The following is a 15,430-nucleotide window of genomic DNA, read 5'->3' on the forward strand; positions in this document are numbered from 1 at the left end:
TCCTGAGGGAAAGCTAGACGGCGATGTGGAGCGAGAGGTCGGCGCGGCTCAGTGCCCCGCGCTCGCCGCGCTCGACGACGCTGCCGCGGGAGAGGACCACCACGGCGTCGGCGACCGAGAGCGCGAAATCGAGGTACTGCTCGACCAGGAGCACGGTGATCCGGCCCTTCAGCCCGGCGAGCACGGTCTCGATCGCCGCGACAATCGAGGGCTGGATGCCCTCGGTCGGCTCGTCGAGGAGGAGCGCGCGGGGGCGGGTCGCGAGCGCGCGGGCGATGGCGAGTTGCTGCTGCTGCCCGCCCGAGAGGTTGCCGCCCGGCCGCCCCCAGAGGCCGCGGAGCGCCGGGAACAAGGCGGCGGCCTCGTCAACCGCGTCGGTCCGCTCCAGTCCGTGCGCGCGGGCTGCGACCCGCAGGTTCTCGGCAACCGAGAGGTCGGGGAAGATCTCGCGCCCCTGCGGAACATAGGCGAGGCCCGCGCGCGCGCGCCGGTCGGGGGCCAAGCGCGTCAGGTCGGCCCCGTCGAGGCGAACCGAGCCGCGGCTCGCCGGGATCATGCCGGTGAGGCAGCGCAGCAGCGTGGTCTTGCCGGCGCCGTTGCGGCCGAGCACCGCGAGGCAGGCGCCGGGTTCGATCGCGAGCCCGACGCCGCGCAGCACCTGCGCGCTGCCGTAATGCTGGTCGAGCCCCTCGACGGTGAGGGCGGCGGGTGCGGTCGCGCGGGTCATCGGCCGAGGAAGACCTCGATCACGCGGGCATCCTCGCGGGCGCCCCGCATCCCGCCCTCGTACAGGGTGCGGCCCTCGTGCAGCACCGTCACCTTGTCGGCGATGGCCTCCACGAAGCCCATGTCGTGCTCGATCACCAGGATCGCGCGGTCGGGCCGGCGCAGGCGTCCGATCAACTCGGCGGTGCGCTGGGTCTCGGCGTCGGAGAGCCCGGCCACGGGCTCGTCGAGGAGCAGGAGCCTGGGTTCGGCGGCCAGCACCATGCCGATCTCCAGCCACTGCTTCTCGCCGTGCGCGAGCGAGCCCGCCGGCACCGCGGCACGGGCGCCGAGGCCGATCTCGCCGAGCACAGCCGCGATCCGCGCCGCGCGCGGCCCCGGGCCGAGATCCGGCCCGCAGCCGATCGCGAGGTTCTCGCGCACGGTGAGCGCGGGGAAGACGCTGGGCTTCTGGAATTTGCGCCGCACTCCGGCCCGGGCGATCGCGGCCTCGGAGATCCGCGTGAGGTCGAGCCGGTCGCCCAGCATCACCCGGCCGGACATCGGCTTGGTGATGCCGGAGATCACGTCGAGCAGCGTGGTCTTGCCGGCCCCGTTCGGGCCGATCACGGCGCGGACCTCGCCGGGATCGACGGCGAGCGAGAGCGCGTCGAGCGCCCGGAAGCGGCCGAACGCGACGGTCAGCCCATCGACGACGAGCGCGCTCATCGGGTGCCCCGCGCCCAGGTCGGCCGCAGGCGCAGGCCCGCGAGGTCGAGGAGCCCGTTCGGCAGGACCAGCACGACGACGAGGACGAGGCCCGAGAGGATGAAGGGCCACGCCTCAGGCATCGCGGCGCTGAGCCAGAACTTCAGGGCGTTGACGAGGACGGCGCCGATCACTGCGCCGCCGAGACGTCCCATGCCGCCGATCGCCACCCAGACGGCGATCTCGATGGAGAGGTCGGGCGCGAGCACCCGCGGGTTGATGATGCCGACCTGCGGCACGTAGAGGATACCGGCAAGCGCCGCGATCATCGCCGAGAGGCACCAGACCTGGAGCTTCAGCCGCGTGGTGGCGTAGCCCAGCGTGCGAAGGCGGGTCTCGTCGTCGCGGCAGGCGAGCGTCCGGCGCCCGATCGCGCTGCCGACGAGGAAGCGCGTGCCGGCGAGCACCGCCGCCAGGGCCAGGAGTGTCGCGACCGCGAGGCCGGTGACGACACCGGGCGAGCCCATCGGCCAGCCGAAGAGCAGCGGAAATCCCGTCATACCGTTGTTGCCGCCGAGCCCGGTATCGTTGCGGTACATCAGCAGCATCGCGACGTAGACGAGCGCCTGGCTGATGATCGAGAAGTAGACCCCGTTGACGCGCGAGCGGAATGCGACGAGCCCGAACAGGAAGGCGACGAGCCCGGCGAGCCCGAGGGCCAGCAGAAGGGCGTAGGGCGCATGTTCGAGGCCGGCCCAGTAGGCCGGCAGGCCCTTCCAGCCCATGAACTGCACGAAATCCGGAAGCTGGCCCGTCACGCTGGTCCCGTGCGCCAGGAGATGCATGGCGCAGACGTAGCCGCCGATCGCGAAGAACAGCCCGTGACCGAGGCTGAGGATGCCGAGGTAGCCCCAGATCAGATCGAGGGAGACCGCCAGGATCGCGAAGGCGGCGAGCTGGCCCACCGCGTTGACGAGGTACGGAGCGGGCCTGCCGAGCACGAGGCCCAGCGCCGCGGCGAGACACAGGCCGACGAGGAGCGCGACCAGCGTATCGCGCGGCGCGCGCCGCTTCCGGGCGGTGGTTGCGAGGCCGGCCTGCACCGCGCCGCTCATCGCCGCCGCCTCGCCGCGAAAAGGCCTTCCGGCCGACGCTGCAGGAACAGGATGATGCCGACGAGCACGATGACCTTCGCGGCGACCGCGCCCGAGAGCGGCTCGATCAGCACGTTGGCGCCGCCGATCCCGAGGGCGGCCACCAGCGTGCCCGCGAGACTGCCGACGCCGCCGAGCACCACCACCATGAAGGCATCGATGACGAAGCCTGAGCCCATGCCGGGATTCACGCTGTAGATCGGGCAGAGGGCCACGCCCGCGAGGCCGGCGAGCCCGGAGCCCAGGCCGAAGGCGAGACGGTCGATCCGGCGGGTCGGCAGGCCGAGGCAGGCCGCCATCTCCCGATTCTGCGTCACGGCGCGAATGTCGAGGCCGAGCGGCGTCCAGCGCAGGACGAGAAGGGTCAGGGCGAGGGTCGCCGCCGCGAACAGGATGGCGAAGAGGCGGTTCCAGGTGACGACGAAGTCGGCGTAGAGCGGCACGCCGCCGCTGACGTAGGGCGGCATCGCGAATTGCAGGTTCTGGGTCCCGACCGCGACCCGCACGAGGTTCACTAGGAAGAGGCTGACCGCCCAGGTGGCGAGCAGGCTCATCAGCGGGCGCCGGTAGAGGTGGCGCAGGACGAGGGTCTCCACCGCGATGCCGACGAGCGCCGTCGCCCCGAACGCCACGGGGATCGCCGCGATGAGGTAGAGATCGAGGAGACCGGGCGCGAGGCGCCGGAAAGCCTCCTGCACGCCGAAGGTGGCGTAGGCCCCCAGCATGATGAACTCGCCCTGCGCGAGGTTGATCACCCCCATCAGGCCGAAGATGATCGCGAGGCCCACCGCGGCCATGAAAAGGATGCTGGCAAAGCTCAGCCCGTTGTAGAGAATCGCGAGGCCGTCTCCGATCCGCACCGCCCGCTCCACGGAGGCGATGCCGGCATCGAGCGCCCGGGTGAAGGCCGGGTCGGCTGCGGCGGGCTCGTTCCGAAGGGCCTGGAGCCGGGCGAGGGCGGCCCCCGAGGGGGCCGCCGCCACCGCGGCGACCGCCGCGCGGCGCTTTTCCGGATCGGGCGAGGAAAGGGCGGCGGCCTGGGCCGCGCCCGTGATCGCGGTCCTGAGGGCGGGGTCGCGCTCGGCATCCCGCGCTCGCTCCAGAACCGCGTCCGGCACTGCGCCGGCGCGCCGCTCCAGGGTGGCGAGCCCGGCGGCGCGCGCGGCGACGCTCTCGGCCGTGAGAAGCGCGACGGCGGCGCGCGCGGTCTCCACGAGGGCACGCTGGCGCAGGCCGAGCACCGGCGCGCGCGCTTCGGCGGCGGGCCGCATCGCGCCCGTGAGCGCGTCACGGCCTTCCGAAGCGCCCGCTCCGTCGAGCAGCAGGGCGCCGGCGCTCCCGCAGGCGAGGCGCCGTTCGGCAAGCGCCGACAGCAGGTGGCCGGCCGCTCTCAGATCCTCGACCGAGGCGTCGGCGGCGGCGCGCACTACGCCCTCCGCCCCGCGCGCCTGAGCGGCCGGGTCGCCGCAGAGGTCCACCGCAAGCGCACCCCGGTCGAGGGGCGCGGCGGAGGCCGGAATCGCCAGCATCGCGAGCGCCGCGAGCGCGGCGCGGACACGGTTCATCGCAGGGTCCCGCATTCAACCGTAGGGGCTGAACGGGACCGGCTTCGGGGCATCGGGCGATTGCCAGAGCACGTCGAAGCCGCGCCGCTCGTTGACCGAGCCGATGAAGACGCCACGGGAGACGTAGTTGTTCTCCCCCGTCATCGTCAGCGTGTAGCCGGAAGGGTCGGCGAAACTGAGCCCCGCAAAGGCCTTGCGCACCTCTGGCACTGCGAAGGAGCCGGCTTTGGCGGCCGCCAGCGCCCAGAGATGGACGCTGTCGTAGGCCGACACCATCGGGTCGATCACGGTGTCGGCGCTGAAGGGCACGCTCTTCGTCTTCACGTAGGCGGCCCAATCGGCCAGGAAAGCCTTGTTCTTCTCGCCCTTGGCAGCCTGCAGATAGGCCCAGCAATTGAGGTGTCCGACGAGCTTGGCCGTATCGAGCCCTTCGAGGTCGGCCTCCACCATGTCGAGGCCGAGGATCGGCACGTCGGTGGCGGCGATCCCCTGGTTGGCGAACTCGCGCAGGAAGTCGGGGATGGACGAGCCGACGACGGTGAGCACGACGATGGGCTGGCCGCCGGGCTGGCTGGCGAAGCTGCGCACCTGGTTCACGAGCGTCTGGAAGTTCGAGAAGCCGAAGGGCACGTATTCCTCGCGCCACGCGCTCTCCGGGATGCCCTTGCTCTTCCAGTAACCTTTCAGCTGCTTGTTGATCGTGCGCGGCCAGACGTAGTCCGAGCCGATCATGAAGAAGCGCTTGGCGCCGACCCCGTCCGGGCCCATCAGGTAGTCGACCGCCGGCAGCACGGAACTGGCGGGCGGCGAGTTCACGTAGACGACGTTCTTCGAATTCTCGTCGCCCTCGAAATGCAGCGGGTAGAACAGCAGCCCGTCGTTCTGCTCGACCACCGGCAGGACCGACTTGCGCGACACGGAGGTCCAGCAGCCGAACAGGGCCGCCACTTTCTCCTGCTGCAGCATCTGCCGGCCGATCTGCGCGTAGAGCGGCCAGTCGGAGGCCGGATCCGAGGTCAGCACCTCGATGCGGCGCCCGTTGACGCCGCCGCGGCCGTTGATCTCGTCGGCGGCCATGCGGACGACGTGGTTCAGGCGGCCCTCGATGTTCGCCATCGTGCCCGACGACGAGAACAGGCAGCCGAGCTTCACGGTGTCGGCCGCGAAGGCAGGCCGCACGATCGCGGGTGCTGCCAGCAGCGCCGCAGATCCGACGAAGCCGCGCCGCGTAAGATGCGCCATCGTTCTCCAACTCCCACGGAAAGACGCGGCAATTGTCGAGCGAGTGCAAGCAGACGCAAAGACGAAAGGCGCTGCAAAGCAGCCACGATATTGCGCATATTGTCGGCAATCGTCTGAGCCGTGGGCGACAATCGCTCAACGACGTCAAAATTTGCAGCGATCCGTGAGATCGGGTCAGGCTGCCTTTCGGTGTGCAGCTTCACGGTCAAGGCATCTCAACCTCGGTCGATCGTGAGGCTACGGGCAGTCAGCGCCGGATGCTCACGCCGGCAATTGCCCTGGTGCTGTTTGAGGCGGAGGTCACCGCTCCGGTGGTTGCAGCTCGATCGGGGAAGGCAGACGGTAAATTCAACGGGCTATGCAGATGTAACTTGTCGGCTGCCTCTTTCACTCCCGATCTCATGCAGGACCGGAGCGGCTCCAAGCCATCCGCCGGCCGTGAAGGCAATCCCGGTTTGATCACCTGATTTGGACAGGCCGGTTCCGGTCGGACCCGTGAACGGCGGCGAACCACACTTGGTGCGATCCGGATCCGGGCCTTTTGTCAGCTCAGCGTCCGCGTCCGGGACAAGGTTGCGAGCTGCTATAGGGCTGTGTGGGGCGCCAAGCGCCATGTCTGCTTCCCGGCGAGAGATCAACTTCAGTCCCCGGTTCCACTTGACCTTCGTGATCGCGCGGCATGGAACAAGCCGTTGATGTTAGATCGAGCGTGCATTGAGGGGACGGCACCGGAGCACCGAGATGCGCGGCTGACATTTGAGCTCGCATCAGTATGGTCGACATGAAGTCGCGGTAAATCTGTCGATGAGTTTCGGTCATGAGAGATGAATTATCATGTCATAATTCATCTCGGCACAGAATGATCGAGGCGTTCCAGAGCGCGAAGACACCTGTCTTGGAACAGGCTCACCCGTTGGCGCGCGCGCACAGATAGCGTTATGCACTGGAAGCACGACGTTGCTCGAGCCGGGACGATCGTGATGCCAAATTGCGAGCAGATGCTGCAGCGCCAGAAGGTGCTCGCGGACTTCGGCGAGTTCGCCCTGGAAAGCCAGGATCTCGACGCGATTCTGACAGAGGCCTGCCGCCTCGTGGCCGACGTGCTCGGCACCGGTCGTGCCAAGATCTTGGAGATCCAGCACGATGGCACGGTCTTCCTCGTGCGCGCCGGCGTCGGCTGGGCCGCCGACGTCGTCGGCCACGTTCGCCTGCCCGTGAGCGAGCACTCTCTGGAGAGCTACTCCATCGCCATCGGAAGGCCCGTAGTAACACAGGACATACGCGCCGAAACGCGCTTCACGGGCTCCGCTTTCATGCGTGCGGCCGGGGTGATCGCGCTTGCCAACGCGCCGATCTTCCTGCCCGGCCGAAAGGCTTACGGTCTGCTCCAGGTGGACGCGACCGAGCCGCGCGACTTCACGCCGGAGGACACGGAGTTCCTTCGCACCTACACCATCATCCTCGGGCCGCTGATCGACCGCCTGCACAAGCTCCATGCCCTCGACGCGAGCGAGGTCCGCCAAGCCTTCCTGCTGCGGCTCAGTGACGAGTTGCAGCCGCTCGCTGAGCCGCGGGCGATCATGGAGATCGCCGTGGGCGCGCTCGCCGGACAACTCGACGTGAGTCAAGTCGGCTACGCCTCCGTTCAGCCCGATGGCCGCACCATCCGGGCGCAGGTTCGCTATGCCGACCGGGAAAGCCCGCAGCCCCGCTCGCGCGATATGGAGTTGCTTGGATCCGAGCTTCTCGCGCGGCAGCGCGCGGGGCATACGATCGCGCTAGCGGATGTCGGTCATCTGGCCGCTGCCAACCCCGAACTCTGGCAGACCCTGGACGCTCGCGCCTTCGTATCGGTGCCGCTCGTGCGTGGCGGGCGCTTGGTGACCGTCTTGTACGCCGCGCACCGCGTTCCCCGAACGTGGACGCCGGACGAGATCAGCCTGATCGAGCAGGTGGCAGCCCGCACCTGGGACGCGGTCGAGCGCGCGGAGGCCGAGCGCGCTCTGCGCGCGAGCGAGGAGCGGTTCCGGTCTTTAGCCGAGCAGGCCGAGGCGGGCATCGTCCTCGTAGACGCGGACGACCGCGTCACCTTCGCCAACGATCGCTACTGCGAGATCCTGGGGCGGGCGCGGACCGAACTCGTCGGTCGCTCCATGCGTGAACTCACGCATCCGGAGGACTGGCCGGCCAACGCGCGTCTGCTGCGGCGGACGCTGGCCGAGGGTATCCCGTTTACCATCGAGAAGCGCTACTTACGCCCTGATGCCACGCCGGTATGGGTGCGCAACGCCGTGAGCGCGCTGCGCGAGGCGGGCGGCCAGATCGTGGGTGGCTGCATCATCGCCATCGACATCACCGAGCGCCGCGAAGCCGAGGAGCGACTTGGTGCGAGCGAGGCGCGGCTGCGCCTTGCCCTGGACGCGTCGCGACTCGGCGTATGGTCGTTCGAGGTGGAGAGCGACCGTTTCGTGTTTGATGCGCGGACGGCCGAGATCAGCGGGCTCGCGCCGGTCGGCCAACTCGACGCCAACACGATCTGGGCCGCGGTTCATCCCGAGGATCGTGCCCTGCTGCAGGCGCGCCTCGCCGAGGTCCTCGATCCCGGTGGGAGCGGTTGGAGCCAGGCCGAGGGCCGCTTCATCCATCCCGATGGTGCGGTTCGCTGGATCCAGGCGCGCGCGCAGATCGTCCACGCGGACGGCCAGAGACAACCGGGCGCCCGCGTGCTGGGCACACTGCTCGACATCTCTGAGCAGCGCGCGGCGGAACTGGCGCTCCGCGCGAGCAAGGCGAGGCTGCGGACACTGGTGGAGGGCGTCCCGCATCTGGTCTGGCGCGCGACGGCTTGGGGCGATCGGACTTGGTCCAGTCCGCAATGGTGCGCCTATACGGGCCTCAGCGAGCTGGCCAGCCGCGGGCTCGGTTGGCTCGAAGCCGTCCACCCGCAGGACCGTGGAGGGGTGATGGCGGCGTGGCGCGCGACGGAGCAACTGGAGGCTCTGATGGTCGAGCACCGCCTGCACGACGTACAGGCCGCGTGCTACCGCTGGTTCTCCACTCGCGCTGTGCCGGTGCGCGACGTGATCTCCGGCGAGATCACCGAGTGGTTTGGCACCTCAACCGACATCGATGCCTTGCGCCAGCTCCAAGAGCGGCAATCGGTGATGGTTGCCGAGTTGCAGCATCGCACCCGCAACCTCATCGGGGTCGTGCGCTCTGTCGCGCAACAGACCCTGAAGAATGCACGCTCGCTCGATGTATTCAGAGTGCAATTCAACGATCGTCTGTCAGCTCTCTCCCGTGTGCAGAGCTTATTATCCCGCTCTGAGCAAGCGCCGATTACTCTCCGAACGCTGATCCAGTCCGAGCTTGACGCGCTCGGTGCTGCGGCGATGCAAGATCGCATCAATTTGGTGGGACCCACGGTCGCCCTGCGCAAGGCTACGGTGCAGACCTTCGCGCTCGCCCTGCACGAGCTTGCGACGAACGCGCGCAAGTATGGCGCACTGACAAATGAGCGGGGTCGGCTCGAGATCACGTGGTGCACCTACCAAGACGAGCAGGGCGGCAGCCGGCTTCTCTTGGAGTGGTTCGAGGCAGGCATTGTGAGATTGAGCGAGAGCAGAGAGCCTGTCCGGCGCGGGTACGGGCGGGAGCTGATCGAGAAGGCTTTGCCCTATGCGTTGAAAGCCAGGACTTGCTACGCGCTGAATGAATCAGAGTTGCGTTGCTCCATTGATATTCCGCTAACAGATGGTCTATTTATGAAAAATTAGCGCGCCACACGACGGTGATAATCGACATGAATACGAATTCGTGTCACCTGCGCTGGATCGTACTCATTGATGGTCTGAGTTGGTAGCGCTCGGTGGAAAAGGCTCGGAGCACGGGCGCAGGTGGGAGCATCCCATACCGTTCAACCCTTCGATGAAGGTTGACGACGCCGGGACCGCTCTCGTCTGGACGCGGCACCCGAAACGCCTCCCGGATTATTGTCCCGCGATGCCGTTTGTTATCAGGCGACGGGACGCGCAGGATACCGACCTGAAAAGCAGCCTCACCGCGCTCGGCCGTTCTCTCGTTCGCCCGCAAGCCCCCGACGTCCCGCGGGCGGACAAGCCTCGGGCCAGCAAGAACAGCCCAGGAGCGTCAGCTCTCGGCGAGGATGGTGGTGGGCAGCCTGATTGTGTAGGTCGTACCCGCTTTGCACGAGGCCGTGGCGAGGATGCCGCCGACTTGGCGCACGAACGCCTCGACAAAGCGCGAGCCCTTGCCCGAGGCTGGTCCGCTCCCGGCGGTCGCCGCGAGACCCACCCCATCGTCGGCGACGGTCAGCACGACCTCGCCGTCTCGCCGCCCGACGCCGAGGGCGATGCGCCCGCGTCCGCCTGGAAAGGCGTACTTCACCGCGTTCGTGGCGAGTTCGTTGACGATCAGCCCGATGGTCACCGCGTGGTCGGCCACGATGGCCAGAGGTTCCGCCTGGACCTCGATCCGGACGCCGCTCTCGGTGCCGAGCAGGCTGGATCGCAGGCTCCCGGCGATGCCCTCCAGGTAGGGCATCACTGGCACCGGCCCGAGCGAGGCCGAGCGCGAGATCACGTCGTAGAGGCCTGCCACCGCGCCGATCCTGGCCTGCATCGCCTGATAGCCCGCAATGCACGGCTCCGCTGCCCGGCGGATCTCGTAGGACACAAACGAGGTGATGATCTGCAGGCTGTTCTTGATGCGGTGGGCGAGTTCGGCGGCGAGCAGGTCGCGATGCCGCTCCAGCAGGCGCGCCTCGGTCACATCCTCGAACACCAGCAGCAACCGGGTGACGTGGTTGCCGGGGCGATGGACCTTGCGCGCGTTGAGCTTGAAGATGCGTCGGCCCAACCCCGGGAACTCGTCCTCGATCTCGAAGCCATCCAAGGCGGCATCGTTCGGCACCACGCGCGCAAGCAGTTCCTGCAACCGGCCGACATTCCACTGACCCTGGGCGAGGTCGTAGAGCGAGCGCCCGATCAGGTCCCCGCCCTCGTCGCCGAACAGGCGCAGGAATGCCCGGCTCGCCGCCGCGACGGTCATGTCGCCCTCGAGCACGACCATGGGGTCGCGCACTGTGTCGACGATGCTGCGCGCGAGCCGACCCTGACGCTCGGCCTCGTCGTGGGCTTCGTGCTCGCCGGTGATGTCGTCGATGGCGAGCAGCAGGAACGGCACGTTGTTGCCGGGCCGGAAGACCTTGCGGGCGTTGAGGCGCATGCACTTGAGCCCGATGTCGGGGAAATCGTGCCCGACCTCGTAGCCCTCGACCGTCCCGTCGCGCGGCACGACCTCGACGAGCAGGCGGCGCAGGTCGGGGATGTCCCACTGGCCGTTCCCGAGCTCGAACAGGGGACGCCCGAGCGTGGACTCCGGCTCGACCGCGAAGGTTCGGTAGAAGGCGCGGTTGGCCGAACGGACGCAAAGATCCATGTCGAGCACGAGGAGGCTCGACGGCACCGTGTCGACGATGTCTTGCGCGCTGACGCTGTCCATGAACCCGCTCCGACGATTGCCCGGGGCGGCCCCGCGGGTCCACCCGGTCCGCAGCCGCAGCGCCCCGGATCGCCACCTCCCCTCGGGGCCTTCGTCGGAATCGCGCCTATCACGGCATGAGAACCTTGTCTTCCAGGTGCAAACCTCGGAGGCGGCCGCCAAGTGCAGCCTGCGGTGGTCGGCCGCACCGGCCTCGGCGCCGAAACCCCGGCGGTCCCGCGATGGGGGGCGGGGGAGCATCTCCGGCCGTGTCGTCGCGCGGGAGATGGAGGTAGGCGGGGTCGACGTCGGCGGCCTCCGCGCTCGCTGAGGCCGGGCGGCTCAGGCCGCCGTCAACTCGCGGATGCGGGCGGCCAAGGCGTCGATGGCGAATGGCTTGGTCAGGACAGACATCCGGGGTTCAAGGTCGCCGCTGGCGAGCAAGGCGTTTTCGGCGAAGCCGGTAATGAACAGCACCTTCAGGTCGGGCCGAGTGACCCGTGCCGCGTCCGCCAACTGTCGGCCGTTCAGACCGCCCGGCAAGCCGACGTCGGTGATCAGGAGGTCGATCCGGGCGTCCGATTGCAGGACCTTGAGACCGCCGGTCCCATCGGCCGCCTCGACCGCGATATAGCCGAGATCGTCCAGAACGTCGGTCACCATCATGCGCACGCTGGGCTCGTCATCGACGATCAGCACAGTCTCGCCGGCCTCGGCGACCGGCGCGAGGCTTCTTTCCGCCGTCGTCTCATCACGCTCGGCCTTACCCAGATGGCGGGGCAGGTAGATGCTGACCGTCGTGCCCCGCCCCTCCTCGGAGTGGATGCGTACCTGCCCGCCGGATTGCTTGGCAAAGCCGTAGATCATCGACAGGCCGAGGCCCGTGCCTTGCCCGAGCGGCTTCGTGGTGAAGAACGGGTCGAACGCCTTGGCGATGACATCGGGCGGCATGCCGGTGCCGGTATCCGAGACGCTGAGCGACAGGTACTGACCTTCGGGAATGTCCTGCCGCAGTGCCGCTGGCGCGTCGATCCAGCGGTTGTCGGTCTCGATGACGATCCGGCCCCCATCCGGCATCGCGTCCCGCGCGTTGATGCAGAGGTTGAGCAGTGCGTTCTCCAACTGGGACGGGTCGACGAGCGCGGGCCATAGGTCGGGCAGGCCCACCGCCTCTACGTGCACGGCCGGTCCGACGGTGCGCCGGATGAGGTCGAGAATGCCCTCGACCAGGGCGTTCACATCCGTTCCCTTCGGCGCCAGGGTCTGACGGCGCGAGAAGGCCAGCAACCGGTGGGTCAGCGCCGCGGCGCGCTTCGTCGCCCCCTGTGCGGCGGCCATGTACTTGTCGACGTCCTTGAGGCGTCCTTGGTCGATGCGGTTGCCCATCAGCTCCAGGCTGCCGGAGATGCCCGCCAGCAGGTTGTTGAAGTCGTGTGCGAGGCCTCCGGTCAACTGGCCGACCGCCTCCATCTTCTGAGACTGGCGAAGCTGCTCCTCGGCGCGCATCAACTCGGCAGTCCGCTCCTCGACACGCTGCTCCAGGGTCTCGGTGAGGCTGCGCAACTGTGCGATGGCGCGGTCACGTTCCTGCTCGACGGCACGGCGTTCATCGACGTCGAGGAGCACGCCGGGAAATCGCAACGGCGTCCCGTCCGGCCCGAGCTCGACGCGGCCGTTCGCCTCGATCCAGTAGTAGCGCCCGTCGGCGCGCCGCACCCGGTACTGGTGCGCGTAGGCGCCGCCACGGGCAATGACCTCGTCGATGGCCGCGGCGAGCCCGGCCTGGTCGTCCGGATGGACGGTAGCGACGATCTGAGCGAGCGGGATACCTTCGCGGCCGAGCGATGGGTCGAGCCCGAAGTTGCGGGCGAAGCCCTCGTCGACCGTGAAGCGGTCAGTCGGCAGGTCCCAGTGCCATGTTCCGATGATGGCGCCGGCTGCCAGAGCGAGTTGCACGCGCTCGATATTGGCGCGCGCGAGGGCCTCGCTGGCACGCAGGCGCTCCTCGGCTTCGCGGCGAGCGGTCACGTCATTGAAGATGATGGCGATCTGTCGGTCCCGCGGGTCGCCGACGGGAACCGCCCGGACGTCGAACCAGCGTGAGAACGCCTCGGCGTAGCTCTCGAAGTTCGTCGGTTCGCGGGTCCTGGCGACGCGCCCGTAGGTCTCGAACCAGAATGGCTCCAAGTCCGGGGCATACTCAGTCACCCACTTGCCGCGCAGGTTGACCCCCGCCTCGCGCTCGAAGGCAGGATTTGCCTCCAGGAAGCGGTAATTCACCGGCCGGTCGTCGGCGTCGAATTTCACCTCGACGATGGCGAAGGCGGCCTCGACCGTCTCCAGAATCGTCCGGAAGCGCTCCTCGCTGGCGCGCAGGGCGGCCTCGGCAGTGCGCGTGCGGCTGACATCGAGCATCGCGCCAATCATGCGCACAGCCTGCCCACCCGCATCTCGGAGCACGTGTCCGCGATCGAGCACCTCGACGTAGGTGCCATCCGCGCGCCGGAAGCGATACTCCTCCGTCCAGGAGCTGCCCGTGCCGACAGCCACCCTGCGGATCGAATCCGCGACCCGCGCTCTGTCGTCCGGGTGGATCTGGGCCCTCCGCCAGTCCGCCGTCTGCACGACGGCGTGTGGCGCATGTCCGTACGCGGTCTCCAGCGCCTCGTTCCAAAGGACGGCGTCGGTCGCGAGGTCCCAATCCCAGATCGCGTCGTTGGTGGCCTTGGCGGCCAGCCTGTAGCGTTCCTGGGCCTCGCGCAACGCGAGGCCCGTCGTGTGCTCGACGGTCACGTCGCGCAGGATCTTCACGAAGCCGAGATGGCTCCCATCGCTGTCTCGAAGCGGCAACATCTCGCCGGATGCCCAGAACCGTCGACCGTCCTTGCGCAAGTGCCAGCGCTCGTCCGGCACGCGACCGACGCGCAGGGCCTCGGCCATCTCGATGGCTGGCCGCCCGTCGGCCCGGTCCTCCAGCGTGAAGAACTCGGCGGCGCTTCGACCGAGCATCTCCGCGGCGGTCCAGCCCATCACCCGCTCGGCGCCGCCGTTCCAATCGGTCACCGTGCCGTCCGAAGCCATGACGACCATGGCGAAATCGAGCGCGCTGTCGAACGCGGCCCGTTGGCGTGCCTCGCTATGGGGGCGGACCGTGCGGCTGGCGTCGAGCGCGACGGCCAGTTCCTGCGAGTTCGCGAGGTTAATCCGGACATCGCGTCCGGCTTCCACGCCGGTGGTGTCAAGGGCTGCGCGCAGGCGCAGGACTTCCGCTTCCAACTCGGCGCGGGTCAGGCTGGTCAGGGGTGCGCCGGGCACGTCTCTTACTCTCATGATGCCGGCCGCTTCGTGGTCAGCCCCTGTCGGACGGGAATGGTCGCGTTCGCCCCGCGGGAATATCAGCTGCGCCGTGCCTTCGCACCCTGGATTGCGCGACGGAGAATTGGCGTCAGGTCGGCAACCGAGTGAAGCCCGCGCACTGGATCGAACCCGTGCGCTTTAGAGCGCTGACCTGACCGGCTGGTTTTGGACCGGGCTGATTGAGAGGATCAGCCAGGACCGAAGGCGTCGGACATGCGACGAGGACAGAAGACGCGCGCGGAGCAGGTCGTGCTGAAGCTGCGCCAGATCGAGGTCCAGACCGCCCAGGGCAAGAGTTTGGCTTTGGCTCAGCTCAGGAGGCGTAGATCTCCGAGCAAAGCTATGACCGATGGCGCAAGGAGTACGGCGGCCTCTAGGTCGATCAGGCCCGGAAGATGAAGGATCTGGAGCGCGAGAACGCTCGGTTGCGGCGCCTCGTGGCCGATCTATCCCTGGAGAAGCAGGTGCTGGCGGACGTCGCCTCGGGAACCTTGGTTCGCCCCGAGCGACGCCGGCAGGCGGTGGCCGGCATTCGGGAGAAGTATGGCCTCTCGGAACGTCACGCCTGCCGGATCGTCGGCCAGCACCGGGGCACGCAGCGCTACGTGCCGACCGTGCTGGCCGACGAGGATGAACTGACCCGCGCCGTCATTGCTCTGGCGTCCGAGTACGGGCGCTATGGCTACCGCCGCGTCACCGCGCTGCTGCAGGCAGGCGGCTGGCTGACGGCTGGCAGGTGGGCAAGGATCGGGTTCAGCGCGATCCAAGCGTCGCGAGGGGCTCAAGGTCCCGCAGAAGCACCGCCCGCGCAGCCGCCTCTGGCTGAGAGGCGCTGGCCGACGCCATGTGCCTGCACGGCATCCCCGAGCACATCCGCTGCGACAATGGCCCTGAGATGATCGCGAAGGCCCTGCGCAAGCGGGTCGCCAAGACAGGCTCGCAGATCCAGTACATCGCCCCGGGCTCACCGTGGGAGAACGGGTACTGTGAGAGCTTCAACGGCAAGCTGCGCGACGAGTACCTGCGCCAAGAGATCCTCTACTCGCTCCAGGAAGCCCAGGCTGTAATCGCCCTGTGACAGAACACCTACAACCGCGTCTGGCCGCACGCGTCCCTCGGCTATCGGCCGCCCGCGCCTGTCAGCTTCCCCGATCTGGCCTTCCGCCTACCCATGGCAGCGGCCATGCAGTAGCCTCT

At 68.4% G+C, this 15,430-nt stretch carries 8 protein-coding genes and 1 pseudogene; 2 read left to right on the top strand and 7 right to left on the bottom strand.

Annotated features, from left to right (window positions below; translation table 11 throughout):
- Window positions 1–13 precede the first annotated feature (13 nt).
- From urtE to DK427_RS11085, 5 genes are read right to left on the bottom strand one after another with little or no spacing between them, the layout of a single operon-like run.
- Window positions 14–727 (bottom strand): urea ABC transporter ATP-binding subunit UrtE, encoded by a 714-nt coding sequence (gene urtE, locus DK427_RS11065; protein ID WP_109951308.1) that lies wholly within the window; start codon window positions 725–727, stop codon window positions 14–16.
- Window positions 724–1,434 (bottom strand): ABC transporter ATP-binding protein, encoded by a 711-nt coding sequence (locus DK427_RS11070; RefSeq protein ID WP_109951309.1) that lies wholly within the window; start codon window positions 1,432–1,434, stop codon window positions 724–726. Before DK427_RS11070 ends, urtE begins: the two co-directional genes overlap by 4 nt.
- The gene (gene urtC / locus DK427_RS11075; RefSeq protein WP_109951310.1) at window positions 1,431–2,528 is read right to left on the bottom strand and encodes an urea ABC transporter permease subunit UrtC; all 1,098 of its coding nucleotides are present in this window, start codon (window positions 2,526–2,528) and stop codon (window positions 1,431–1,433) included. The genes DK427_RS11070 and urtC overlap by 4 nt, the downstream gene beginning before the upstream one ends.
- The gene (gene urtB / locus DK427_RS11080; RefSeq protein ID WP_109954111.1) at window positions 2,525–4,132 is read right to left on the bottom strand and encodes an urea ABC transporter permease subunit UrtB; all 1,608 of its coding nucleotides are present in this window, start codon (window positions 4,130–4,132) and stop codon (window positions 2,525–2,527) included. Before urtB ends, urtC begins: the two co-directional genes overlap by 4 nt.
- A gap of 15 nt (window positions 4,133–4,147) precedes the next feature.
- A complete protein-coding gene (locus DK427_RS11085; RefSeq protein WP_109951311.1) occupies window positions 4,148–5,374 on the bottom strand; it encodes a transporter substrate-binding protein in 1,227 nt (408 codons plus the stop codon).
- A gap of 938 nt (window positions 5,375–6,312) precedes the next feature.
- Between DK427_RS11085 and DK427_RS26685 the strand changes: the two genes are divergently transcribed.
- Entirely contained in the window at window positions 6,313–9,150 is a 2,838-nt protein-coding gene (locus DK427_RS26685) for a PAS domain S-box protein (RefSeq protein ID WP_204165301.1), read from the top strand.
- 373 nt (window positions 9,151–9,523) lie between these two features.
- On the opposite strand, the gene DK427_RS11105 is transcribed toward DK427_RS26685, so the two are convergent.
- Together DK427_RS11105 and DK427_RS11110 are read right to left on the bottom strand one after the other, a co-directional pair.
- Window positions 9,524–10,897 carry a sensor histidine kinase gene (locus tag DK427_RS11105; protein ID WP_109951312.1) on the bottom strand — a complete coding sequence of 458 codons (1,374 nt, stop codon included), beginning with the start codon at window positions 10,895–10,897 and terminating at the stop codon, window positions 9,524–9,526.
- A 321-nt stretch (window positions 10,898–11,218) separates the two neighbouring features.
- Window positions 11,219–14,191 (bottom strand): PAS domain-containing hybrid sensor histidine kinase/response regulator, encoded by a 2,973-nt coding sequence (locus DK427_RS11110; RefSeq protein ID WP_245930887.1) that lies wholly within the window; start codon window positions 14,189–14,191, stop codon window positions 11,219–11,221.
- Window positions 14,192–14,446: 255 nt separating this feature from the next.
- On the opposite strand from DK427_RS11110, the pseudogene DK427_RS11115 reads away from it, so the two are divergent.
- Window positions 14,447–15,425: pseudogene (locus DK427_RS11115) on the top strand (integrase core domain-containing protein).
- The last annotated feature ends 5 nt before the right edge of the window (window positions 15,426–15,430 follow it).

It is taken from the genome of Methylobacterium radiodurans (assembly GCF_003173735.1).
In the GTDB taxonomy this organism is placed as follows: domain Bacteria; phylum Pseudomonadota; class Alphaproteobacteria; order Rhizobiales; family Beijerinckiaceae; genus Methylobacterium; species Methylobacterium radiodurans.

What these genes read in the sequence shown, in the direction of transcription:
- urtE (WP_109951308.1), bottom strand. Translation starts at nt 727, where the DNA reads ATGACCCGCGCGACCGCACCCGCCGCCCTCACCGTCGAGGGGCTCGAC.
- urtC (WP_109951310.1), bottom strand. Translation starts at nt 2,528, where the DNA reads ATGAGCGGCGCGGTGCAGGCCGGCCTCGCAACCACCGCCCGGAAGCGG.
- DK427_RS11070 (WP_109951309.1), bottom strand. Translation starts at nt 1,434, where the DNA reads ATGAGCGCGCTCGTCGTCGATGGGCTGACCGTCGCGTTCGGCCGCTTC.
- DK427_RS26685 (WP_204165301.1), top strand. Translation starts at nt 6,313, where the DNA reads ATGCACTGGAAGCACGACGTTGCTCGAGCCGGGACGATCGTGATGCCA.
- DK427_RS11085 (WP_109951311.1), bottom strand. Translation starts at nt 5,374, where the DNA reads ATGGCGCATCTTACGCGGCGCGGCTTCGTCGGATCTGCGGCGCTGCTG.
- urtB (WP_109954111.1), bottom strand. Translation starts at nt 4,132, where the DNA reads ATGAACCGTGTCCGCGCCGCGCTCGCGGCGCTCGCGATGCTGGCGATT.
- DK427_RS11105 (WP_109951312.1), bottom strand. Translation starts at nt 10,897, where the DNA reads ATGGACAGCGTCAGCGCGCAAGACATCGTCGACACGGTGCCGTCGAGC.